The 22,524-nt window shown below is 59.2% G+C and carries 20 protein-coding genes and 2 pseudogenes; 8 read left to right on the top strand and 14 right to left on the bottom strand.

Annotation, left to right across the window (positions count from 1 at the left end; genetic code table 11):
* Window positions 1-362 precede the first annotated feature (362 nt).
* Entirely contained in the window at window positions 363-725 is a 363-nt protein-coding gene (locus VWY34_RS16370) for an SUF system Fe-S cluster assembly protein (protein ID WP_340545951.1), read from the bottom strand.
* A 400-nt stretch (window positions 726-1,125) separates the two neighbouring features.
* Between VWY34_RS16370 and VWY34_RS16365 the strand changes: the two genes are divergently transcribed.
* Entirely contained in the window at window positions 1,126-1,776 is a 651-nt protein-coding gene (locus tag VWY34_RS16365; RefSeq protein WP_416538990.1) for a response regulator transcription factor, read from the top strand.
* Here VWY34_RS16365 and VWY34_RS16360 read toward each other — a convergent pair.
* A complete protein-coding gene (locus VWY34_RS16360) occupies window positions 1,746-3,425 on the bottom strand; it encodes a sensor histidine kinase (protein ID WP_416546246.1) in 1,680 nt (559 codons plus the stop codon). The two genes, VWY34_RS16365 and VWY34_RS16360, sit on opposite strands and share 31 nt — an antisense overlap.
* Window positions 3,422-4,720 carry an MFS transporter gene (locus tag VWY34_RS16355; protein ID WP_416546244.1) on the bottom strand — a complete coding sequence of 433 codons (1,299 nt, stop codon included), beginning with the start codon at window positions 4,718-4,720 and terminating at the stop codon, window positions 3,422-3,424. Before VWY34_RS16355 ends, VWY34_RS16360 begins: the two co-directional genes overlap by 4 nt.
* 264 nt (window positions 4,721-4,984) lie before the next feature.
* Between VWY34_RS16355 and VWY34_RS16350 the strand changes: the two genes are divergently transcribed.
* On the top strand, window positions 4,985-8,362 hold the full coding sequence (locus tag VWY34_RS16350; RefSeq protein ID WP_416549116.1) for a VCBS domain-containing protein: 3,378 nt from the start codon (window positions 4,985-4,987) through the stop codon (window positions 8,360-8,362).
* A gap of 303 nt (window positions 8,363-8,665) precedes the next feature.
* On the opposite strand, the gene VWY34_RS16345 is transcribed toward VWY34_RS16350, so the two are convergent.
* On the bottom strand, window positions 8,666-10,000 hold the full coding sequence (locus tag VWY34_RS16345) for a PLP-dependent aminotransferase family protein (protein ID WP_416546240.1): 1,335 nt from the start codon (window positions 9,998-10,000) through the stop codon (window positions 8,666-8,668).
* An 89-nt stretch (window positions 10,001-10,089) separates the two neighbouring features.
* Here VWY34_RS16345 and VWY34_RS16340 point away from each other — a divergent pair, with 89 nt between their 5' ends.
* Entirely contained in the window at window positions 10,090-11,256 is a 1,167-nt protein-coding gene (locus tag VWY34_RS16340; RefSeq protein WP_416546238.1) for an MFS transporter, read from the top strand.
* Between the two features lie 191 nt (window positions 11,257-11,447).
* Here the strand turns inward: VWY34_RS16340 and VWY34_RS16335 are convergent, their stop codons facing one another.
* Complete coding sequence (locus VWY34_RS16335; protein WP_416546236.1) at window positions 11,448-12,044, bottom strand: TetR/AcrR family transcriptional regulator; 597 nt, start codon at window positions 12,042-12,044, stop codon at window positions 11,448-11,450.
* A gap of 124 nt (window positions 12,045-12,168) precedes the next feature.
* Here VWY34_RS16335 and VWY34_RS16330 point away from each other — a divergent pair, with 124 nt between their 5' ends.
* Window positions 12,169-12,588: a DUF4345 domain-containing protein gene (locus VWY34_RS16330; RefSeq protein ID WP_416546234.1), complete on the top strand. Its 420-nt coding sequence runs from the start codon at window positions 12,169-12,171 to the stop codon at window positions 12,586-12,588.
* A gap of 95 nt (window positions 12,589-12,683) precedes the next feature.
* A pseudogene (locus tag VWY34_RS16325) lies at window positions 12,684-13,238 on the top strand (IS5 family transposase); the annotation flags it as partial.
* A 32-nt stretch (window positions 13,239-13,270) separates the two neighbouring features.
* Here the strand turns inward: VWY34_RS16325 and VWY34_RS16320 are convergent.
* Window positions 13,271-13,486: a hypothetical protein gene (locus VWY34_RS16320; protein ID WP_416546232.1), complete on the bottom strand. Its 216-nt coding sequence runs from the start codon at window positions 13,484-13,486 to the stop codon at window positions 13,271-13,273.
* 88 nt (window positions 13,487-13,574) lie between these two features.
* Window positions 13,575-13,835, bottom strand: a pseudogene (locus VWY34_RS16315) (M24 family metallopeptidase); the annotation flags it as partial.
* Between VWY34_RS16315 and VWY34_RS16310 the strand changes: the two are divergent.
* The 3 genes from VWY34_RS16310 to VWY34_RS16300 are packed head-to-tail and all read left to right on the top strand — an operon-like array spanning window position 13,718 to window position 15,869.
* A complete protein-coding gene (locus VWY34_RS16310) occupies window positions 13,718-14,518 on the top strand; it encodes an NAD(P)-dependent oxidoreductase (protein ID WP_416546480.1) in 801 nt (266 codons plus the stop codon). The pseudogene VWY34_RS16315 and the gene VWY34_RS16310 sit on opposite strands and share 118 nt — an antisense overlap.
* A gap of 12 nt (window positions 14,519-14,530) precedes the next feature.
* The gene (locus tag VWY34_RS16305; protein ID WP_416549114.1) at window positions 14,531-14,977 is read left to right on the top strand and encodes a ThuA domain-containing protein; all 447 of its coding nucleotides are present in this window, start codon (window positions 14,531-14,533) and stop codon (window positions 14,975-14,977) included.
* A gap of 37 nt (window positions 14,978-15,014) precedes the next feature.
* A complete protein-coding gene (locus VWY34_RS16300; protein ID WP_416546228.1) occupies window positions 15,015-15,869 on the top strand; it encodes a fumarylacetoacetate hydrolase family protein in 855 nt (284 codons plus the stop codon).
* Window positions 15,870-15,891: 22 nt separating this feature from the next.
* Here the strand turns inward: VWY34_RS16300 and VWY34_RS16295 are convergent, their stop codons facing one another.
* The 7 genes from VWY34_RS16295 to VWY34_RS16265 form a co-directional block, all read right to left on the bottom strand.
* Window positions 15,892-17,559 (bottom strand): acyl-CoA synthetase, encoded by a 1,668-nt coding sequence (locus VWY34_RS16295; RefSeq protein WP_416546226.1) that lies wholly within the window; start codon window positions 17,557-17,559, stop codon window positions 15,892-15,894.
* A gap of 3 nt (window positions 17,560-17,562) precedes the next feature.
* Window positions 17,563-18,363, bottom strand: a complete 801-nt coding sequence (locus tag VWY34_RS16290) for an enoyl-CoA hydratase (RefSeq protein ID WP_416546224.1) — start codon at window positions 18,361-18,363, stop codon at window positions 17,563-17,565.
* Window positions 18,364-18,386: 23 nt separating this feature from the next.
* Window positions 18,387-18,836, bottom strand: a complete 450-nt coding sequence (locus VWY34_RS16285) for an OsmC family protein (protein WP_340545937.1) — start codon at window positions 18,834-18,836, stop codon at window positions 18,387-18,389.
* 27 nt (window positions 18,837-18,863) lie between these two features.
* The gene (locus tag VWY34_RS16280; RefSeq protein WP_416546222.1) at window positions 18,864-20,003 is read right to left on the bottom strand and encodes a glycine cleavage T C-terminal barrel domain-containing protein; all 1,140 of its coding nucleotides are present in this window, start codon (window positions 20,001-20,003) and stop codon (window positions 18,864-18,866) included.
* 140 nt (window positions 20,004-20,143) lie between these two features.
* On the bottom strand, window positions 20,144-20,659 hold the full coding sequence (locus VWY34_RS16275) for an Lrp/AsnC family transcriptional regulator (protein ID WP_416539814.1): 516 nt from the start codon (window positions 20,657-20,659) through the stop codon (window positions 20,144-20,146).
* A gap of 508 nt (window positions 20,660-21,167) precedes the next feature.
* Window positions 21,168-21,446 carry an NfeD family protein gene (locus VWY34_RS16270; protein WP_416546220.1) on the bottom strand — a complete coding sequence of 93 codons (279 nt, stop codon included), beginning with the start codon at window positions 21,444-21,446 and terminating at the stop codon, window positions 21,168-21,170.
* Window positions 21,443-22,336, bottom strand: a complete 894-nt coding sequence (locus VWY34_RS16265) for an SPFH domain-containing protein (RefSeq protein ID WP_340545933.1) — start codon at window positions 22,334-22,336, stop codon at window positions 21,443-21,445. The genes VWY34_RS16270 and VWY34_RS16265 overlap by 4 nt, the downstream gene beginning before the upstream one ends.
* Window positions 22,337-22,524 lie beyond the last annotated feature (188 nt).

The raw sequence follows: 22,524 nt of genomic DNA, 5'->3' as shown, positions 1-22,524 counted from the left end.
CGCGCGCCCGCGGGTGGTGTTGCGCGCTGCCGGGGCAGCTGTCGCGGAGGATCGGGCGGCTGCGGCTGAGGTGCCGCCAATAATAAGGCCGATATTACGGGGGGATGCGCCCTCGGGGCAAGGGGGGCGGGCAGGGGGAGGCGCATTTATCCTGCGTTATGATCGCGCCACGGGACGGCCACGGGGCGTCGGGTCGGGCGTCGGCTCGGGCGTCTGGGCGGTCGGCAATGGCGGCAGGGAGTGCAGCCTCGCGGCGGATATGACAAACGCGGCAGGCCAGAAGCGCTGCCGCGTTGCGGATGGTCGGTGCGGACGCAACGATGGGCGACCGCAGGATCAGGCCAGATCGTTCCTGCGTGGGCTCACATGAAGCCCAGTTCGAGGCGGGCCTCATCGGACATCATGTCCATGCCCCAGGGCGGCTCCCAGGTGAGTTCAACATCGACGCTCTTGACGCCGGGCACCGGCGAGACGGCATCCACGATCCAGCCCGGCATCTCGCCGGCCACGGGACAGCCGGGGGCGGTCAGGGTCATGATGATCTTCACGTCATTCTCGGCAGAGATGTCGATCGTGTAGATCAGGCCCAGCTCGTAGATATTGACCGGGATCTCGGGGTCATAGACGGACCGGCAAGCGTCCACCACAGGCTCGTACAGCTCGTGGCTGACAGAGGAGGGGGCGATCAGCGGTGTGCCTTCCAGCGGTTCGGATGCGTTGGTCATTCGGGCCTCGGTTCGTTTCCTGACTGTTTATATAGGGAAGCCGGGGCCGGGGGTCCAGTGGCGGATCGGTGGCAGCTACGAGATGGTCGAGATTGGGGGCTTGGTGAAACTGAGGGATGAGCGGGCCGGGGCGGGTTCCGGCCCGATGCAGGCATGGACAGGGGAGCCTGGCTGACCAGGCTGCACATGCGCCACGATTGGGGTTGTTTTTTGCAAATAAGGCAGCCGTTCATTGTGGGGCAAAACGCTGATCGAGGGTGAGAGTTGTCCTTCAACTTCTAAAAAGGTCACTTGCTGAAGAAAAATGCGGCACTCCGTAACAATGGAATTGCTCTCTGCATCAAATAAGATTTTCAATAGAAATTGGTCCAAAAACAGATAACTGAAAGGGGGATAATGAGTGGAAACTGCTTCGATCCGCCTCGCCATAATTGATGATCATGCGATTTTCCTGCAGGGGCTCTCTTACGTGTTCGAGAGCAGCGCTTTGGACCTGGACGTGACGAGTTTCACGACGGCCACCGATTTTTTGGCAGAGATAGACAGCGGTCGAACCTGGGATGTGGTCATCACTGATCTGGCGATGAAGCCTTTCAACGGGATCGCGCTGATCGGCGCGTTGCGCGCGCGCAATATTGGCGTTCAGGTGATCGTTCTGTCGGCGTCGGAAGATGCGAAAACACGGACCAATGCCCAGATGGTCGGAGCGTTTCGCTTTGTCCACAAATCGTGTGAAGAGCAGGTTTTACTGGACGCGATCCTTGCTGCCGTCGATGAGGGGCCGCTACCGGCCAAATCTATTGAGAATGGCGCCCGTCGTACGATGTTCCAATCTGATGGAATGGACACGATCGTCCGCCCGAAGCTTGGGCCGCAACAGCAGCGCATATTGTCGATGATGGCGGAAGGCCACACCAACAAGAGCATCGCCGGCGCCCTTTCAATCAGCGAGAACACTGTCAAAACTCATGCCAAAACGATCTTCAGGGAACTCTCTGTGGGCAACCGTGCCGCAGCGGTTCAAAGGGCGCGCGAATTGGCGCTGTTCTGAAGGCGGCTTTCCAGCGCGCGCCGCAAGTTGACTTCCCGGTCCGGCAATTCGATCCCGTTCCTGTCTTGACCGTGCGCATCGCCGACAGGGGCACGCAAGAGATAGGTCGTCGGTGCGAATTTCTGTAGGTCACTGATTTCGCTTTCGGAAAACGATTGCCCGGCGACGGGATCCAATACAATCAGATCGGGGACTTGTCCCAGCAGCGTGATCGCGTCTGCCGCTCCTTGGCAGGTGTCCGCATGGGCAAATTTCCAGTACCAGGACGAGACCAGATCCGCCCATGCGCCCATGTTCGGAAGGGTATCCTGTCCAATAACCAGGACAAAGGCCTGATCGCGCGCGACCTCGACAGGCTGGTGTGACAGTCGCAGCGACACCTGCGTGCCTGTGGTTGTGCTGGACTTGATCTCAAATGTGCCGCCCAGCTCTTGGGCAAGTTCCCGTACGATGCCCAGTCCCAACCCCTGACCATTGCGGGTTGCGGGCAGGTTTTCGCGTTGGCGCACCGCCTGAATCTGGTCCTGTGTCATGCCTCTGCCCCGATCCGTGACCTGCCACCAGCTCTCGTCGCCGGTCACGAAAACCGACAGCTGCACATACCCGCCGGAGGCCCCGTATTTTACTGCGTTGCTCAGGAAATTTCGCAGGATACGCTCCAGCTTGGGGCGGTCACTCTCGATGATCCCCAGATCATTTTTTACTACGAAATCACAGCCTAGTGCGGCAAATTGCGGGCGATACTCCTCGTCCAGCCGAGACAGCAGATCTGCCACGTCGATTTCGGTATGCGTCAGTCTTGATGCGGGTTGCTCCACATTCGAAAGCTCCTCGACCAGCGCCTCCTGACTGATCAATGCAAATCGGATTTGGCGCACCAAGACCGCCTGTTCCGGCGAAGTGGCCTGGCGATCCATCTCGGCCAGGAAGTTGCGCAGGGCCAATAAAGGCTGGGTCATGTCGTGCTGAATTGCCTTCAGGGAACGTTTGGCCGCGTGTTGGTGCCTGGCGGCTTCGGCAAATTGCTCCAAAGCCTTTTCAGCCTGCCGACTGACCAATTGGGCTGCGAGCGCATCCCTTGTCTTTTGACTGGCCGTTAAATTGGTGGCGACACAGAAGCTGAAATAGAACAGGATGAACCCGCCATAGATACGGATCACGCCATCTGTTGTGATCAAGAGAAACAGGCCGAACGGCAGGAGTGAGCATATGGCAATGGCGAGGTAGCCAGGCCGGTACACGGTTCCTGCCATGACCCCACCGGCGGTGATTGATGTCAGAAACAGCCCCGCCATAAAAGTCTGGAGTTCAGATGTCGGGCTGGCCAGCTGGATCGCGCAAATGCCCCAAACCAGGCCGGTAAAGGCTGAGATCGCGATGTGGCCCATCAGGTACCGATCAACCTGTTCCGGGGTCTCCTCTGCCTGAGGCCAAGCGCGCGCGTAGAGAACCGTGATCACCACCATGATCGAAGCAAGGCCCGCCCATAGGACCGCCTCGCGGTAGAGATGCACGGAGGCGAGGCTGACGGCGATCAAGGCAATCAGAGTAAAGGCGAAGCGGGCGGAACCTCTGGCCCGCTCTCGCAACATACGGGCTTCTTCTGCCCGTATTTCGACCGGGGTCGGTGGAACAAGGGCCTGGCTCATGCTGGGGTGGTTGTGACCGTCACATCACCTGCCCGGCGCCAGAGATATCCTGCAACCGCCAGCCGCAGCACAGCGGGAAGCCCGGCAAAGAAGAATAGCAGGATGCCAAAGGTCTCCGGGCCATTTACGCCGGATTTGTCGAAACCGGCCAAACCCAGGATCGGAAAAGCGATCCCCATTGGCGCAACAAAGGCCATCTTGGAAGCCGCGTTTTTCAGGGCCAAATAGCTGGCAGCTCTTGGGTGGCCGCTGTCGGCTTCATCCCGAGCGACGATATCTGCAAGCATCGACGTTGGCATCACCGCATCACAGGTCATGCAGGCCCCCAGGCCGACACAGATCACCTGCATCAATAGGATGTCGCCGGCGCCAACCATGTAGCAGCCCGACAAGACACCGGCGCAAATCGTGATCGCGACTGTCCAAGTTCGGCGCTTGCCGATCATGCTGGAAAGCCAGATCCACAGTGGCACAAAGACTGCCGTGCCCACCAGCAGCAGCAAGAACATCTGACCCACCACCGCAGGTGAATTCAGAACATGGCTGACAAACAGCACCAATAGGCCGACCGTCATCGCGTTGGCTGCCTGCACGGCAAAGAACGCAATCATCAGCTTGCGAAACGCGCGCTCCTGCAAGCAGTTACGCCACGCAGTCCACAGGCTTAAACGGGTCCGGGCCTCCCGGCTTTGCTGTCGCGGCGCCCAGATCAGAAAAAACGCCATCGCGACGGGCATCGTTATGAGAAAGGCCAGCGCCAATGTGCGCAGCGACAGACCCATCTGCGCCCCAATGATCACGGGCGCCAGTGACGCGGCCAGGGCGCCCAGGATTTGAAACACAGCCTTGGTGCCAGCCAGCACCGAGCGCTCGTGCACATTGGGAGAAATCTCCAAACCAATGCTGGAGTAAGGCACATCAAAAGCGGTCACAAAAAGCAAATAGCCGGAGATCACACAGAACAGATACACCGGACCAACCCCGTCCGGAGGCGAGAGCAGTAACCAGGCAAACAGCAAAACCCCGGGGAAAGAAAACAGCATCCACGGTACTCGGGGGCCGCGTGCGCCGAAGGTCCGATCGCTCAGCGCACCAATCAGCGGGTCCGTGAACACGTCAAACAAGCGACCAAACATAAACACGGCCCCTACAACCGCCAGCCCCAGCCCCATGTCTATTGCGTAAAAGGTTGGCGCAAAGCTCACGATTGCGAAGCTGACCATGGCCAATGGTGCGCTGAGAACGCTGAAACAGAAAAGCTGCCAGCCGCTCATAACCCGATTGGTGGTTCTCATTATCTCCCCCAACTCATTTGGGTTATTTTGAACGCATTACTGTTTCCAATGGAATAACTTTCTGTTTCGCCCATAAAAATCACCCGTTCGGGTGATTGTCGCTCCCATCCTTAACTTATTAAAAATTAGCTTGTTTTTGCGTGTTTCTGGTCTCGGATCAGAGGTCGCAGGAAGGCTAGGGGATGGGGCCCGAAAGCTGTCCAATGACAATAACGGAGTATCACCATGGGATATCGCGGTCGTGGTTATCTGAGAAATACTGATATGGAAGTAGATGCGTCGGACGCATCCCGTGGACAATTCATCTGGACGCGCCGGGGAAACGATGAGGTCACCGGCTCCGAGTACCGTGACCGTATCTATACCGGACGAGGTGACGACACCGTAGAAGGCGGCGGCGGCAACGATGTCATGTTTGGTGGCAAGGGACGGGACACTGCGGTTTTTTCCGGTTCTGTGCTGGACTATCAGGTTTCAGGTTTTGGCCGTGGACCCTGGACCTATGTCCAGGGCGAGGACGGCTGCGATTTCCTGCACAGTTTTGAAGTGCTGCAATTCGACGATTTCACATTTGATCTGGCGGGCGACAACGCGCCTCTGGTGATCCTGCGCGATGATGGTTTGAGCACGTCAGAAGGTGACGCGCTGCAGTTCCAGGTGGATTACTACGACCTGGACGGGACATCGGTGGAACTGGTATCGGCAAGTGTTACCGGCGGCGGGACATTGACCGCGCAGGACAGTGGAGCCAGCCAGACCAGCCAAATCGGGGTCGGCGGCGGTGCAAGCCTGTCCTTTAATCCCGGGACCGCCTACGACAGTCTCGGCGCGGGCGAGAGCACAACCGAAACCGTGACGCTGGTGATATCGGATGACGAAGGCAATATCACAACTGTCACCTATGATATTGTGATCGAAGGACAAAACGACGCCCCTGTAGCCATGGCCGTGTCTGCGACCGTTGACGAAGACGGCCCGGCCGTCACCGTTTCGGCTGATTACTCGGACGTGGATGCCACCGACACCCACACATTCAGCATCGACACGAGTGCTACGCTGGGAACGGTCACCGACAACGGCGATGGCACGTTTGGCTATGACCCCAGCGGCGCGTTTGACAGCCTCGCGGTTGGAGAAACAGCAACCGACAGCTTCACCTACACTGTGGATGATGGCAATGACGGCACTGCGACCGAAACCGTGACGATCACCGTCACCGGCCAGAACGACGCGCCGGTTGCCATGGCGGTAACCGATACTGCCGACGAAGACGGCCCTGCCATCACCATTGCGGCGGACTTCACAGATGTCGATGCCGCTGACAGCCACACGTTCAGCGTCGACACCACAGGCACGCTTGGCGCGGTCACCGACAACGGCGATGGCACGTTTGGCTATGACCCCAGCGGCGCGTTTGACAGCCTCGCGGTTGGAGAGACAGCAACCGACAGCTTCACCTACACTGTGGATGATGGCAATGGCGGCACTGCGACCGAAACCGTGACGATCACCGTCACCGGCCAGAACGACGCGCCGGTTGCCATGGCGGTAACCGATACTGCCGACGAAGACGGTCCTGCCATCACCATTGCGGCGGACTTCACAGATGTCGATGCCGCTGACAGCCACACGTTCAGCGTCGACACCACAGGCACGCTTGGCGCGGTCACCGACAACGGCGATGGCACGTTTGGCTATGGCCCCAGCGGCGCGTTTGACAGCCTCGCGGTTGGAGAGACAGCAACCGACAGCTTCGCCTACACTGTGGATGACGGCAATGGCGGCACTTCCACTGAGACGGTCACTGTCACCATCACCGGCCAGAACGACGCGCCGATCATCGATGTCGCGAACTCTGATCTGGTGGAAGAGATCGGCGCGGGCTTTACCACAACCGGCAGCTTTGACGCGCAAGATTTCATCGAGGCCTTTGATCCCACAAGCGGCACGGCTTCGATCCAGACGGTCGGCGGTCAGGATGCGATGCGGGTGAATATCAACACCGAAGACAGGCGTGCGCCACACACCGTTTTTGATATTGTCGAGCAAGGCGCGTTGGAGGCGAACGACAAAGTCGTCGTGACTGTTCAGGGTGAAGTCGCACGGACAGGCGGCGATCAGGACGTCTTTTTTGGTCTCACCGATGGTGTCGGCCAGGTGTCGTATTTCTCTGTCAACAGCAGGGCGGGACGCCTGTATAACGGCGAACTCAAGACGGACTCGCAGCCGGGAGACTCGCTACAGGATGGTGCGATTGAGCTGAACCTACTCAATCTGAGCGGCGGGCAGCAGAATACCTTTAGCCTCGAAATCGTCCTCGACGGCCTCAGCGATGTCATCTCGGTGTTCAGCAGTTCGGGTGCGCTGATTGGCACGTTCGATGGCTTTGACCCGGCGTCCTCAACACCCGATCAAACCAACGCGATTGATCCGTCTTTGGGTCTCAAGCTGTTTCTGGCGAGTGATGGTGACAACGAGACCAATTACTTTGTCGGCCTTGACTACGATATGGAGATCACCCGTCAGGGCACGATTGAATTCAACGATGTCGATGTCACGGATGAGCACACGGCAGAGATTGATGCGGTGCGCTTTGTGGGCGATGCAGGCGGGCTGACCTCGGCGCAGGCGCTGGCCCTGATCGAACTCAGCGTGAACAGCACCGCAGCGCAAGCGTCCGGCTCCGTGGACTGGGCTTTTGACATAGGCGCGGTGGATGCGGCCTATCTGGCCGCGGGCGAGACGCTGATGATCGAGTATGACGTGACCGTGCAGGACGGCAACGGCGGCTCTGACACGCAAACCCTGTCGTTCACAGTGAACGGCACAAACGACGCCCCGGTGGCACAAGCGGTGACCGGCACGGTTGGCGAAGATCCGCAGGTCGCCAGTTCCGACAGCGTCGGGGCCCAAACGATCCCCAATATCGGGCGTTTCTATGTCTACGATTTCGACACGGGCACGGCGGCGTCTATCCAGCGCGACGGGGGCGCGAATTTCACCTTTGATCAGATCGCCGCGCAGTATCTCAGCGAGGGCAACGGCGTGATCGTCCAGCCCAACCCCAATAGCACCGGCTGGGCATTCGCGGGCGAGGTGTTCGTGGATGGGACGGGACAGACAATCGCCTCGACCGATTGGGTCATCAACGGGGGCAACGGCGATGTCGACCTGTCGAACCCTCAGTGGATTTTGTTTGCCGACACCAATCAGAACATCGACAGCATCGAGCTGGACATCTCAGGCCTGGATCTTGGAGGCGGTGTCACGGTGGATGCCCAGATTTCGGTCGGCCCGCTGAACTACGAGTTTTTGCGGACGGATGATCTGCGTGTCGACGGCGCTTCTTTCAGCTCGACCCTGAATGGCCCAAGCCCCTCGGTTACGGTTGCGGCGGATGTCACCGATCCTGACAGCGATACCTTTGTGTTCACGGTTGATGACAGCGGCACCCTTGGCAACGTCATCAACAACGGCGACGGCACGTTCACCTATTCCGCCGACGGTATGTTCGAGCATTTGAACAGCGGGGAGACGGCCACAGACAGCTTCGCCTACACGGTCGATGACGGCGATGGCGGTCTGGATACGGAAACTGTGACGATCACCATTTTGGGATCAGATGACATCCTGTTTGCCTAGGGGACCATTATAGCAATCGAAGCAGGCACCACATCAAGGTGCCTGCTTTCGCACGGTTTGCGGTTGCAACTGTCCATGCGCCATACGTGTCTGGTGTCAGGGGGCGTTTCTGGCCGATGAGGCCGCCCGTGTCTGAAGCCCTGCCTTTCGGATGGGTGCGGAGTGTTGGATGTTTGGCATGACACGGCTGCCAATGCTCATTCCCCCCTTTGCCGGATGTGCCGTCAGCAAGCGGCACCAAAGATGAACCGGCGGCAAACGTCAGTTCGCGGTATTCGCTCGACAGCCGGTGCCGGAGCTTCCCTAGGCTATCGAAGTTTCCTCGACGGCTTTTCGGACGGTCTGGAAAACCTCCCTCAACTCACTCTTTGAAATGCCACCGAAAGCGAGCCGCAATGCCTGTGGCACAGCAACGGTTGTCGCAAAGGGGTCTGCTCCCGATGCCGAGATGCCGTGTTCTTTCAGACGTGTGACGATAGGCTCGGCGCGGACACCCTTCTCCAACGGCAGCCAGGCAAAACCTGCATTCGGGTGCGACAGGATGCGCGCGCCACCCAACGCGGTCCGGCAGAGCTGCTGGCGCTCAGCGCCATCCCGTCTGCGGTTTTCCTCCGAAGCCACCAGCGTGCCATCTTCCACCCAGCCCGTGACCAGACCGGAAATGAGCGCCGGGGTGTTCCAAGTCGTCGCCCGGATCGCTTCAAGCAGTCTGTCGCAGTGGTTTGCAGGGGCGATCACGTATCCCAGGCGTAGCCCCGTGGCGAGGCTCTTGGAGAAGCCGCCCACATGAACGGTACGCTCCGGCGCAAGCGAGATGAGGCTCGGCGGCGGGTCCGGCTCCAGAAAGGCGTATGCAGCGTCCTCGATCACCAGAAGATCATGTTTGCGCGCGACGCCGATCAGACGGTGGCGCGTTGGTTCGTCCATGACTGCGCCCAGGGGATTATGGACGGTGGGCATCAGATAGATTGCCCGGATCTTTCGGTCGCGGCACTGTCTGTCCAGATCATCCGGGCTCATCACGCCGTCCCGCCCGTCCACCGGGATAAGGTCAATCCCCTGCAATGTCGCGATGGATTTGAAGCCGGGGTAGGTCAGCGTGTCGGTGGCGATGGCGTCACCGCGTTGAAATAGCCCAAGGGCGATGATGGCCAATCCATGCTGGCCACCGGAGGTGACCAACAGGCATTCGGGATCAATGGGACCAAGCGTTGATGTGAGATTTTCGGCGATGATCCGGCGTTCGTGGGTGCGTCCGCCATGGGGCTGGTAGCGCAGCATCGCCTCAAGATCACCCGTGGTCGCAAGCCGCCGAAGGCCAGCACGCAGCATATCTGCATCGGCTGCGTCACCCGGCATGTTGAAGACGAGGTCTACGAGACCATCGCTGACGGTCTGTCGAACACCAAGCGTCGTCGGCAGGTCAAGGTCGCGCACATAGGTGCCGCGACCAGCCTCGCCGATAATCAGCCCGCGGCGTTCAAGCTCCCCGTAGGCGCGCGTCGCCGTGGCGAGGGCGACGTTGAACTGCTCCGCAAACGCCCGATGTGTCGGGAGTTTCGTGCCCGGGGCAAGCTTGCCCTGCCGGATCACTGCCGAGAGCATGTCGGCCAAGCGTATGTATCTGGATTTCCTCATCTCTTCACTGTCATTAGTACAATAGAAAAATTGTCATATTTAAAGGCTCATGGCATTCCGATCTGAAGTCAACCTTCAAGGTCCACCCCATGTCCAAACTCATCCCGATTTCGCTTCTTGCCTTTGGCTTGTTCACGGTGACATTCGCCGTGAACCTTCAGGCTCCACTCTATGATGTCTATGCCGCCGAAAGCGACGTTGGGGCGACGGCAGTGACGGTCGCGTTCGCGGCCTATGTCGGAGGTCTCATGCCGACGCTGCTGCTGGTGGGCGGGCTATCGGATCGGATCGGTCGCCGGGTTCCGATTGCACTGGCGCTGATCTTCGGAGTCGTCGCAACCGCGCTGCTGGTGCAGGTGCCAAGCTGGACAAGCCTGGTCATCGCGCGCTTCCTGCTCGGGATCGGGACAGGTCTCGCGACGACTGCCGGAACCGCCTATATGACGGAAATTCGCGGCGCGGAGCGCGCAAGGAGCGCCGCTCTGATTGTCACCTCGGCAACATCTCTCGGCTTTGGTGGTGGCGCTCTGGCGACCGGTATCAGCCTTGGTGTGCAGGGGCCAAGTTTGCTGCCTGCGAGTTATATCGCGCTGTTTGTGGCAGCACCGGTGCTTGCGGTCCTTGTCCTTGCATTGCCGCGGGTCGACACGCCCAAGCCGGTATCGGTTCTGCGCCTGCCGGTGTTCCCGGCTGGCGCTTGGGTCTTCGGGGCCGCGATGGCGCTGGCCTGGTCCACGACAGGCATGACCATTGCGGTTGTTCCGCTGGAACTTGCCGCGAACGACCTTGGCGGCTGGACGGGCCTTGTCATCTTTCTTGCGATCTTTGTGGGCTTTCTGTGCCAGCCGATTGCCCGCCGCATGACCAACGAACGGGCGCTCGCCCTCGGGTTTGTCCTGATCCCGCTCGGCTTTCTCATTCTTCTGGCCGGTGTCTGGTTGAAGGTTCTGGCATTTGTTCTGATCGGCACCTGCATCACCAGTGCGGCCAGCTATGGCTTTACCTATCTCGCCGCTCTGGCAGAGGTCTCGTTACATGCGCCGGATGATCGGGCGCGGGCGACGGCGGGTCTCTTCGTCTATGCCTATTTCGGCTTCTCGCTGCCCGTGATTGCCAGCGGCGCACTGGCGGACAGGCTCGGCCTGCTGTCGGCCATGTTCGTTTTCGCATCTGTTCAGATCGTGGTGACAGCGATCATCGTGATGCTATGGCAACGGCGACCCGTCCCGTCCTGCGCCGCTGTCAAAGCTGGGTAGCAGCGCAACCGCTAGTTTTGAAAGCCACGGTCCGTCTAAGGTGCGGCATTGGGTGATTTCGGCGGGCCTGAGCCGGGACAAGCTTGGGCTGGTCTCTCGGCGCCGCATCGCCTCAAGTATGCTACCGGCCCACTGTGTCTAATGCTGCTGATCGCATGGAAGTCTGTCTCATTCCGAAACTGCCTATCGGCTTATGCAACGACGCTTTTTAATAAACGTTCGGTCATCAGTGGTGCATCGACCCAAGGGTAATCAGGGATAGTGTTCATGCAAAGAGCAATGCCGATCATTCCCGATATGAGCGTGTCGGTCCTCACTTGAACATCGGCTGCGTCCGGAAGAACCTCTCGGATCAAATCTGAAAAGACTGCGAAATGTGCCAGGGTCTTCTCATCGCTCACGAAGGTACTGACATCCGCGCGGTTCACGTCGTTGGACATAAAGACAAGTCGAAAATGATCGGGATGATTGGTCCAATAGGCGACAAATGTTTGTGCCGCCGACTGCAACCGTTCATATGGAGCAGCGATATCCGTTAGCGTCTTCCGGATTTCATCTGACATGTCCGATAGGACGTCCGCCCAAAGGTATCGCAGGATATCTGTCTTGCCCTCTAAATGCGCATAGATCGTCATCGGCGCGCATCCAACCTCCTTCGCCAGACGCCGGATTGAAATCGCTTCGAAGCCTTCTGCTTGGTAAATCTCAAGCGCGTGCTTCCCAATTTTTGCCTGGAATCCAAGGATATCGGTCTCGCTTCGGCGAGGTCTGCCAGCGCGTCTAGCCATGGTTGGACACTCCAATTTAATCTGGAACGCGTCCCAAATAAATCTTGCAATGTCAAGTTTTCATTAATATGGAACGCGTACCAATTATTATTCAGCCTCAGCGCCAACCTCTAGGAGACATGAAATGAAGAAGATCAAACTACTGAACGCGGTCGTCGTGATCATTGGTGCCGTCATCGTCCTCCTAGGTTTGAACGTCGGCCTTGGCGGGATAAAGACACTGGGATGGCAATCGACACGTGACTTCGTTTCGATCACCGATGCGGCAACATTCCATGCTCAAGATAGTCACATACGATTTATTGGTGGTGTCTGGTTTGGCGTCGGTGCTGTGTTCATGATCGGAGGTTTTGCAATGCGCCAGCTTCGCCCAACCTTGATCATTCTGTCGGCGATGATTGCAGTTGCGGGTCTGTTCCGACTTAGCGCCATGGACACCGGCGGGGTATTCAGCGCTGCCATTGCCCCTTCGTTCGCCTTCGAGCTTGTTGGTTTTCCGCTACTTGGATGGTGGCTGATGGTGTCTGCCAAACGAGAGGCCTAGGGACAGGATCAGAAGGTTTCTGCTGCAACGCGTGATTCACGGTTCCGAAAACGGAGCGGTGAATTGTCTGATTTTTTTGGCTGACGGATGCGCATATGGCTCGCCTTGAGCCCTTCTTTCCCAAGTCCCACGGCGAGCCCTGCGTTGATGGCCGACGTGTGTTGAGCGGAATATCTTTATCAACTGCAATGGGTTGCGCTGGTGCGATGCTCCTCGGGAGTACGGCCCGCATAAGTCTCTCTACAGCCGCTGAACGCGCTGGAGCGAGAAAGGCATCTTCGCGCGGATGATGGCGGGGCCGGCCGCCGGGCACGGCGAAGAACAGGCCGTGATGATTGACGCGACGTATCTAAAAGCCCACCGCACAGCGACCAGCACGGCCGCGAACTATGGAGGATAAGGAACTGATCCAGTGGATCAATTCCCCGACGAAGGGAGGTGCGGCCGCCTGATCCCTTGCCCGGCAGGGCATTGCGCAGCAATGTCCAGAGAGGGGGCGAGGCAAGTGTAGAATGAACACCAAGCTGCATGCCATCTGCGACAGCCAGGGCACCCGCTCGATCTGTTCGTTACCGACGGTCAGGTGCGACTACATCGGCGCGCGGGCGCTGCTCAGTGGTCTCCCAAATGTCGATTGGCTGCTCGGGGATCCCCGCCCAGTGCAGACCGGACGGGGCTTTGTTCAATCGTTGATATCGTGGTCGAAGTGTTTCACCTGGCCTTTGGGGCCCTTGAAGAAGTGGCGCAAGACCAGCCAGGCGATCAGGGAGAGGGTGGCGTAGATCAGCAGCAGCACCGGCAGGGTGATGCTGCCTGCGGGGGTGGCGACCAGCAGCAGGGCCACCAGCACCGCGCCGGCGGCAAAGCCTATCACGTCCTCGGCCCCGGCTTGACCCATATGGGAAAAGTCGGCGCATACTGCGGCAGCCCTGGTGCCCAACGCCCTGATCTTCATTTGCAAAGCCGAGCTTCTGGGCTGTTGGTCAAACCTCGGCCACCTTGTCGGTGGAGACGCCGGGTTTGATCGTCGCGATGGAGGCATCAATCCATTCGCGCGCCTTCACATAGGCGTCATTATGCCATGGGGTCGCGCGGCCGACGTTGAACCTGCGGTAGTAGCAGGTGCGATATCCCTGATAGGATTGCAGGATATCAAAGAAGGCCTGATCGCCGGGTCGGATCAAAATCCGAAGGCTGTCTGGCAGTGCTGACCCCTGTGGATCTGGCGGCGCGGGCCGACATCGTTGTCACGATGTTGGCCGATGACGCGGCCTCTTATGCAGTGCATCTCGGACGCGGCGGATTGTTTGCCTCGACAGGCAGCGCGACCTTGGTGGAAATGGGCAAGATGAGGCCTGACCACATCGCCGATCTGTTCGCAACGGCGCCAGAGAATATCTGGGTGATTGATGCGCCGGTTTGCGGGGCGACACAAGCTGCCGCGGATGCAGACCTGCTGATCATGGCCGGCTGCCGTGACGATGATGCGGACCTCGCGGCCGTATTCGATGCGGTGAGCCGACAAACCATCTATCTCAGTCAGTCCGGGGCAGGGGCTGTGATGAAACTGGCGGTGAATTCGCTGATCCACGGGATTATTCAGACGCTTGCCGAAACGATGACCCTGGCCGAAGCCTCCGGCATCACGTCTGAGCAGGCATTCGATGTGATCGCTGCCTCTGCGGCCTGTGCGCCAATGCTCAAATACCGGCGGCCGCTCTATCTGAACGAGGCAGATCACGATGTCACCTTTACCGTGGCACTGGCCCGCAAACACATGGAGGTGACGGCACAGCTTGCAGATCGACGTGGCACTGCGATGCCGCAAGGCCGAACCACACTGGCCAAATTGATCGAGGCGGAAAAGGCAGGTTATGGCGCCCGCGATATGGCGTCGATATCGACCTACATGCGAAAGGATACACCATGAAAGCGGCGCGGTTTGTTGGCGGCTGGTTGGCACGGGCATATGGGGGATGCGTTCCGTGATCGCCCGACCTATCATTTCCTGATCGGCGGTCAGTTTGTGGCTCATCCGCCCGGATGGCCCGACAACCTGCAGCCGCGCGAAGACCATATTGATTACGATGTGACCATCTGCAAACCCGACGATCCGATTGTGCAAGACATCAAGAGTTTCCGCCTGACGACCGAGCAATACCATATGCTCGTCGATCCATCGAACGAGGTCCTGGCGACCACGACGTTTTCGGGCGATCATCTGTGGTTGATCGAAGGCACCGTGATCCCGGTTGTCTGGAAACGCCGCTGGGACATGGGCCGCGTCTTCTATTGCTCAATCGGCCACGAGTTGGACGACCTGAAGGTGCCGCAAGTCACCGAGATTATCCGCCGTGGCGCCCTGTGGGCGGCACGTGGCGCTGCCTGATGACACGATATTCAAGTCATAATTATGAGGACACGATATGAAGCTTCTCCGCTACGGCGCGCCCGGCGCAGAAAAACCCGGACTTCTGGATGCGTCAGGCCGCGTGCGCGATCTGTCGGGCGTGGTCCCGGATATCTCTGGTGAGACATTGCGCCCCGCTGGCCTGAAGGCGCTGCACGGGCTGGACCCGGAAACGCTGCCGCTCGTTGACGGCACACCACAGGGCGATCTGCGCCTTGGGGCCTGTGTCGGGAATATCGGCAAATTTGTCTGCATCGGCCTGAACTACGCCGATCACGCCGAAGAGGCGGGGATGCCGATCCCCGAAGAACCCATCATCTTCAACAAATGGACCTCTGCGGTGGTCGGCCCGAATGATGACATTCAGGTCCCGCGCGGTTCGGTCAAAACCGATTGGGAGGTCGAATTGGGCGTCGTGATCGGCGAACCGGGCTCTTATATCGACGAGGCCAACGCGATGGACCATGTCGCAGGGTTTTGTGTGATCAACGATGTGTCAGAGCGCGATTTTCAGCTCAATCGGGCAGGCACGTGGGACAAGGGCAAAGGCTGCGATACCTTTGGGCCAACAGGGCCTTGGCTCGTCACAGTTGATGAGATCGCAGACATGGACAACATGGGGATGTGGCTGGATGTGGATGGCAAACGCATGCAGACAGGATCAACCGCGACATTGATCTTCAAGATCCCGCACCTCGTGTCCTATTGCAGCCAGTTCATGAGCCTGCAGTCGGGGGATGTCATTTCAACCGGCACGCCTCCGGGCGTGGGGATGGGTCAATCCCCGCAGCGGTATCTGCACGGCGGGGAGGTTGTGACCTTGGGTATCGACGGATTGGGCGAGCAACGATCAAAGGTTTTGCCAGCCTGACAGGATCGCAATTGACACCGGCTTACTGAGCCGGTGTCATTTGACCTGCATGTGCGTTTTCCGCGATCTTCTGGGCCTGATCGCGCAAGATGAATTTCTGGATCTTGCCGGTTGACGTGCGCGGGATCGGCATGAACACGAACTGTCCGGGCACCTTGTAGGGCGCAAGCTGGTCCTTGCACCACGCGCGCAGTGTGGCGGCATCTACATGTTCACCTGTAGCCAGTTCCACAAAAGCACAGGGCGTTTCGCCCCATTTTTCGTGCGGCATGGCCACCACGGCAGCAATCGCGACGGCGGGGTGACGATAAAGCGCTTCTTCCACCTCTATGGACGAAATATTCTCGCCGCCCGAAATGATGATGTCCTTGGAGCGATCCTTCAGCTGAATATAGCCGTCCGCGTGCCGCACGCCGAGATCGCCGGAATGGAACCAGCCGCCTGCAAAGGCCTCTTGGGTGGCTGTGGGATTGCGGAAATACCCCTTCATGACGACGTTGCCGCGAAACATCACCTCGCCCATGGTTTTCCCGTCGCACGGCACGGGCAGCATGGTGTCCGGGTCCAGCACATCCAATCCTTCCAGCGGCAGATAGCGCACGCCTTGGCGCGATTTCAGCTTTGCCTGCTCGGCGGGCGGCAGATCGGACCAGTCCTGATGCCAGTCATTCACCACGGCAGGGCCGTAGGTTTCAGTCAGCCCATAGAGATGCGTGACGTCAAAGCCTGAGGTTTTCATATCCGCGAGTAGCTTCTCCGGCGGCGGGGCGGCGGCGGTAAAGAATTGCACGGTATGATCAAGTTGGCGCTTTTCGGCCTCGGGGGCCGAGATCATCAGCGACATGACAATTGGCGCGCCGCACAGGTGGGTGACGTGCTCATCTGCCAAAGCGGCCCAGATTGGTCCTGCCCGCACCTGACGCAGGCAGACATGGGTGCCGATGATCGCCGACAGCGTCCATGGGAAACACCAGCCATTGCAGTGGAACATTGGCAGCGTCCACAGATAGACCGCATGTTTCGCCATCGACGTCGTCAGCGCATTGCCCTGCGCCAGCAGATAGGCACCACGGTGGTGCGAAACCACACCCTTTGGATCGCCTGTCGTCCCCGATGTGTAGTTGATCGAAATCGCGTCCCATTCATCCAGCGGCATCAGCCAGTCGAATTCAGGATTGCCCGTCGACAGGAAGGCCTCGTAATCCTGCGCATCTGCCTCGGTAACGGGTCCGCAGAATTCAGCGTCGTCGTATTGGATGACAAGCGGGCGCACTGTTGCCAGCGCCAGCGCATCCTGCATCAAGGGCATGAATTCGCGGTCTACGATGACGATTTTGCACATGGCATGGTCCAGCTGAAACGCAATCACCGACGCATCTAGCCGTGTGTTCACGGAATGCAGGACCCCGCCACACATGGGAACACCGTAGTGGCATTCCAGCATTGCGGGCGTATTGGCCAGCAGGGCCGACACCGTGTCACCGCGCCCGATGCCTTGCTGTGCCAAAGCAGAGGCCAACTGACGTGATCGCGCATAAAACGCCGAATAATTGCGCCGCAACGGGCCATGCACGATCGCAGTGTGATCAGGAAAGACCGAGGCCGCGCGTTCCAGAAATGTCAGCGGCGTCAGCGGCTGATGGTTTGCAGGATTGCGGTCCAGATCGGTATTATAGGGGTTTGCGGTCATGGCTCAGGCGTCCTGCCATTGGGGCGCGCGCTTTTCGAAGAAGGCACCAATGCCTTCTTCGGCGTCTTGCGCTAGCATGTTATCGACCATCACAGCAGAGGCGTAATCGTAGGCATCGGGCAGCGACATCTCGCGCTGGGCGTAATAGGCGCGTTTGCCGGTTGCCAGCGTCATGCTGGATTTTGACGCAATCTTGCGCGCCAACTCCATCGTTACCGTTTGCAACGCGTCAGGTGCCGCGACGCGGTTCACAAGGCCGATTTCGGCGGCCCGCGCGGCTGAGGTTATGTCACCGGTCAGCAGCATTTCCATCGCGTGTTTGTCCGCCACATTGCGCGACAGCGCCACCATCGGGGTCGAGCAGAACAACCCGATGTGAACACCCGGTGTGCTGAATTGCGCCGTGTCCGCCGCAATGGCCAGATCACAGCTTGCGACCAGCTGGCAGCCTGCGGCCGTTGCGATGCCTGTGACCTCAGCGATGACGGGTTTGGGGCAATTCACGATGCCTTGCATCACGCCTGCGCACATGGACATGACATGGGCAAAATAGGCTTTCCCACCATCTCCGTTCAAACGCCCAGCGGTCATTTCCTTGAGGTCATGGCCTGCACAAAACGCAGGGCCATTGGCCGCCAGGACAATGACCCGCACATTCGGATCGGTCCCGGCGGCTGCAAACGCAGCACCGAGTTCCGCCAGCATCGCCTCGGACAAGGCATTGCGCCGACGCACGTCATTCAAGGTCAGGCGCAATATTCCGGTCCCGTCCAGAACGCGCAGCAGGATGTCAGATGTGGTCACGGGGGGTATCCCTTATTCGAGCGCTAAAGAATGTTGATTTCGACACTGTCGGCGAGGGTGTTCGCAATAAAGCAGTAGCGGTGCGCGCGGTCCTGCATCTGCGCCAGTTCGGCGTCGCCCACCGTAAAGCCGGTGTCAAAACGCACCACCGGATGCAGATCAATCCGCGTTACCGACATCTGGCCCTTGGGGTTCTTGCCCAGATGGGCCTCGGCATAATCGTGGTAGCTTGCCACCGGCCAGCCCGCCTTTGCGGCCAGCGCAAGAAAGGTCATCATATGGCAGCTCGATAGCGCCGAGGCGAGGGCCTGTTCGGGGTTTGTGTTCTCCGGGTTTCCGCCCCAATCAGGGGCGGAATCGACCAGCAGGTCATAGCGGTTGTTGTATTGCACGGTGTGCTCGTTCGAATAGGCACCGGTTTGCAATACGGGCGCTGCGCGCTGCCAGTGCAGCTCAATCGCGAGATCTGACATTTCGGTATTCTTTCATGTAGCAGGACGTTAAGCGGCAGCGATCTGTTTTTTGGGATCATAGAACGGGCGCTCGCAGATTGTTGCGCGGACGGGGCCGGATTTCGTGACGACCTCAACCTGTGCACCGATGTTGGCGTGTTCCGCTGACACCATGGCCAAGGCGATGTTCTGCTCCAAACGCGGGGAATAAACCGCAGAGGTGACCTTGCCGATTGCTTCGCCACCCGAATTGATGTCCCAGAATGTCGTGTTGGGACCCGCAAGAGGATCGCCGTCGATGATCAGGCCGATCTGCTTACGGCTGACACCTTCGTCCCTGATACGGCGCAACGCGGCCTTGCCGATGAAATCAGCCTCCATGTCGAGGTTCACCAACCGGTCAAACCCAAGCTCAAAGGGGTTGGTGCCCATGTCGGCATCCGCGTGATACGACAACATCCCACCTTCGATGCGGCGGATGGAGGATGTGTGGCCGGGCTTGAGGCCAAATTCCAGACCGGCTGCCATAATGGTTTCCCACAGCAGATCGCCTTTGGAACCGTCGCGCAGGTAGATTTCATAGCCCAGCTCGCTGGACCAGCCGGTGCGGGACACGATCAGCGGGATGCCGTTCAGCTCGACTTCGCGCAGCCAGTAGTAGCGCAGGTCCATGATCCCGTCGCCAAACAGCGCGCGCATGATCTCGCCGGATTTGGGGCCTTGCAATTGCAGCGGCGAGACATCCGGCTCACCAATCGTGACATCAAGGCCAGAGTTGACCGCAACCCCCTGCGCCCAAAGAAGAATGTCGCTATCAGCAAGAGAGATCCAGAAATGGTTCTCGGCAAGACGCAGCAGGACCGGATCGTTCAGAATGCCGCCGTCGGCATTGGTGATCAGGATGTATTTGCACTGGCCGACCGCCATCTTGGACAGATCGCGGCAGGTCAGCATCTGGGTGAATTTCGCCGCGTCAGGACCGGTGATTTCAACCTGCCGTTCAACGGCCACATCACAGAGTGTCGCGTCATTCACGAGGTTCCAGAAGTTCTGCTCGGGATCACCGAAATCGCGCGGGATATACATGTGGTTGTAGACGGAGAACCCCTGCGCGCCCCAACGCACTGTCGCGTCAAAATAGGGCGACTTGCGGATCTGTGTGCCGAAACCGAAATCATCTGCTTGCATTGGAACTACCTCCCGTTTTGTCCCCGACCGCTTTGATCGGAGACTGTCAAAACCTTTGCGAGATGTAGTCCAGGAGAGGCGGCAAAAGTGGTCCGAAGATTATCACTTCTCAGACCATTCAGGCCGTTTGCGGGGCCATATCAGGACCGATTGGGCCAGAGCGGCAATTTCGGATTTGCAGCGGCCAATTTCGAGAGGTTCGGCAAAGCTGATTTCACTTGGCGCGTGGCAAAATGGGTCATGTAGCGGTCAATGCCGAGGTCTTCGGCATGGAAATCTTCCATCAGGTCTTGAAATGCGGCGAGGCTGGGGCTGATGATCTTCATGATGTAATCGACCCCACCACCGGTGGCGATGCAATCAATGATCTCATCCCGGCTGTTGAGAAAAGCTTCAAAGCGCTCAAAATCAGCCTTTCGATGACGGCTGAGGGAAACCGTCACAATCACCTGCGCGAAATCTGCGAGCCGCTCCAGCGCGATATCGGCATGATAGCCGCGAATGTATCCGCCCGCTTTCAACCGGGTCAGCCGCGCCCAGCAGGGGGTCGCGGAAAGCCCGCTCAGCTCTGCCAGCTTGGCCTTGCTCAACTGCCCATGCTGCTGGAGCGCGCTGAGAATGCGGATGTCTGCTGCATCAAGGGCAAGTCTCTTCATTCGCTCTGGTCTTTCCTTGTGTGGATGCGCGGTCATATGACCGACGATCACATGCTAGATTAGGATATCCCTACCTGAAAGCCCTCCGTCAGCTCAGTGGCTTTGCGACCGAAATGAGCGCGACCACGTCCAGCTGATCGGCGTTGCCCGCCAATTGGGGGCATATCTCCGTGTGATATCAGCATGTCGCGGGTAGACGTTTCGCAACGGCAGAGCAGGCCGACCCGGAGCAGAAAAAGGTTTCGAGCCGCAGCCGGATCGCAGTTGCATAACATCCGATTGCAGACTGGACGCTGGACAGGATTTGCAGAGAGGAGAGTCTTGCAAGACAACATAGCCTCTGGCCGCTTCGGACGCTGTGTTGCGTTCCAGCAGGGGAGACGGGCGCCAGCTCCGAATGTCGCTATCTATACACTGCTGAGCCTGACGGTTGCGGCTGTTGTATTGGATTGCGGGACTGGTGAGGCTAGGGGGATCCCCGCCCAGTGCAGACCGGACGGGGCTTTGTTCAATCGTTGATATCGTGGTCGAAGTGTTTCACCTGGCCTTTGGGGCCCTTGAAGAAGTGGCGCAAGACCAGCCAGGCGATCAGGGAGAGGGTGGCGTAGATCAGCAGCAGCACCGGCAGGGTGATGCTGCCTGCGGGGGTGGCGACCAGCAGCAGGGCCACCAGCACCGCGCCGACGGCAAAGCCGAGGAAGATGAAGCCCGGCGCCAGCACCTCGACGATGGCGAGGCCGATGGCAATCGCGATCCAGACCCACCAGACCGAGAGCAGGGCCGTCATTTTCCGGCCCCTTTCAGCATGTTGAAGGCGTTGCCGAAGGCCTCAATCGCATTGGCGGGCACCAGGATGGTCTGTTTGCCTTCACCTGCGCCAAGGGCATTGAGCGCCTCGACCTGTTTCAGGGCCACCTGATATTGCGCGGCCTCCAGACCGTTTTCGGCAATGGCTTTGGCGACCACCCCGGTGGCATAGGCCTCGGCATCGGCCTGAATGCGGCGGGCCTTGGCGATCTGCTCGGCGGCGTAGAGCTCGGCGTCGGCGGCCAGTTCGACCGCGCGTTTCTGGCCCTCGGCCTTGGTCACCTCGGCGCGGCGGGCGCGCTCGGCGTTGAGCTGCTGCAGCATGGCGTCGCGGGTGGCCTGATCGAGGTTCACGTCGAGGATCTCGGCGCGGGTCACTTCGATGCCCCAGTCGTCAACGGCGCTTTCGACCAGATGCTGGATCTGACCGATCAGCTGCGAGCGGTTTGACTGCACCTCATCCAGGTCCATCTTGCCGATCTCGGCGCGCACGATGCCGGCCACGGTGGTGGCAATGGCGCCGTCAACGTCGCGGATCCGATAGACGGTCTTTTCCGGTTCCAGAATGCGGTAGAACACCGAGGTGTCGATCTGCACCAGCACGTTGTCCTTGGTGATGGCGTCCTGGCTGGCGTTGGGCAGCTGGCGTTCCAGGATCGAGACCTTATGGGCGACGGAGTCGAGCAGCGGGACGATGAAGTTGATGCCGGGGCCAAGCACCGCATGCAGGCGGCCAAAGCGTTCGACCACGTATTTTTCGGACTGCGGTACGATGCGGACGCCCTTGAGGATCAGGATGATCAGGAAGATCGCGCCCAGGATATAGATGATGTTCTGCGTCAGCAGGCTCAGCAGGAGTTCTTCGGTCATTATGCCTCGCAATAAATTTGTATGCTATGGTATGCAGTTGGGGGTCGTAGACCCGGGATTCAAGCGTGGGGGGACGGCGCCCCGTTCCTCTTCTCTATGGCGTGTGCGGTGGTGGCAGGCAAGGGGAACGGCCCCGTCTGCGGCGCATCCGTGGCGTGCGGGGTGGGGGCTGGCTAGGGCTGCCGGGG

It is taken from the genome of Phaeobacter sp. JH20_02, assembly GCF_048056915.1.
In the GTDB taxonomy this organism is placed as follows: domain Bacteria; phylum Pseudomonadota; class Alphaproteobacteria; order Rhodobacterales; family Rhodobacteraceae; genus Phaeobacter; species Phaeobacter bryozoorum.
Note: the sequence above shows the minus strand (reverse complement) of the source record. Positions and strands in the feature narration are given on the sequence as shown.

Bases quoted from the DNA above. Each gene is read 5' to 3' on its own strand.
- VWY34_RS16370 (WP_340545951.1), bottom strand. From the start codon at position 725: ATGACCAACGCATCCGAACCGCTGGAAGGCACACCGCTGATCGCCCCC.
- VWY34_RS16360 (WP_416546246.1), bottom strand. From the start codon at position 3,425: ATGAGCCAGGCCCTTGTTCCACCGACCCCGGTCGAAATACGGGCAGAA.
- VWY34_RS16355 (WP_416546244.1), bottom strand. From the start codon at position 4,720: ATGAGAACCACCAATCGGGTTATGAGCGGCTGGCAGCTTTTCTGTTTC.
- VWY34_RS16350 (WP_416549116.1), top strand. From the start codon at position 4,985: ATGGAAGTAGATGCGTCGGACGCATCCCGTGGACAATTCATCTGGACG.
- VWY34_RS16345 (WP_416546240.1), bottom strand. From the start codon at position 10,000: ATGAGGAAATCCAGATACATACGCTTGGCCGACATGCTCTCGGCAGTG.
- VWY34_RS16340 (WP_416546238.1), top strand. From the start codon at position 10,090: ATGTCCAAACTCATCCCGATTTCGCTTCTTGCCTTTGGCTTGTTCACG.
- VWY34_RS16335 (WP_416546236.1), bottom strand. From the start codon at position 12,044: ATGGCTAGACGCGCTGGCAGACCTCGCCGAAGCGAGACCGATATCCTT.
- VWY34_RS16330 (WP_416546234.1), top strand. From the start codon at position 12,169: ATGAAGAAGATCAAACTACTGAACGCGGTCGTCGTGATCATTGGTGCC.
- VWY34_RS16320 (WP_416546232.1), bottom strand. From the start codon at position 13,486: ATGGGTCAAGCCGGGGCCGAGGACGTGATAGGCTTTGCCGCCGGCGCG.
- VWY34_RS16300 (WP_416546228.1), top strand. From the start codon at position 15,015: ATGAAGCTTCTCCGCTACGGCGCGCCCGGCGCAGAAAAACCCGGACTT.
- VWY34_RS16295 (WP_416546226.1), bottom strand. From the start codon at position 17,559: ATGACCGCAAACCCCTATAATACCGATCTGGACCGCAATCCTGCAAAC.
- VWY34_RS16285 (WP_340545937.1), bottom strand. From the start codon at position 18,836: ATGTCAGATCTCGCGATTGAGCTGCACTGGCAGCGCGCAGCGCCCGTA.
- VWY34_RS16280 (WP_416546222.1), bottom strand. From the start codon at position 20,003: ATGCAAGCAGATGATTTCGGTTTCGGCACACAGATCCGCAAGTCGCCC.
- VWY34_RS16275 (WP_416539814.1), bottom strand. From the start codon at position 20,659: ATGAAGAGACTTGCCCTTGATGCAGCAGACATCCGCATTCTCAGCGCG.
- VWY34_RS16270 (WP_416546220.1), bottom strand. From the start codon at position 21,446: ATGACGGCCCTGCTCTCGGTCTGGTGGGTCTGGATCGCGATTGCCATC.
- VWY34_RS16265 (WP_340545933.1), bottom strand. From the start codon at position 22,336: ATGACCGAAGAACTCCTGCTGAGCCTGCTGACGCAGAACATCATCTAT.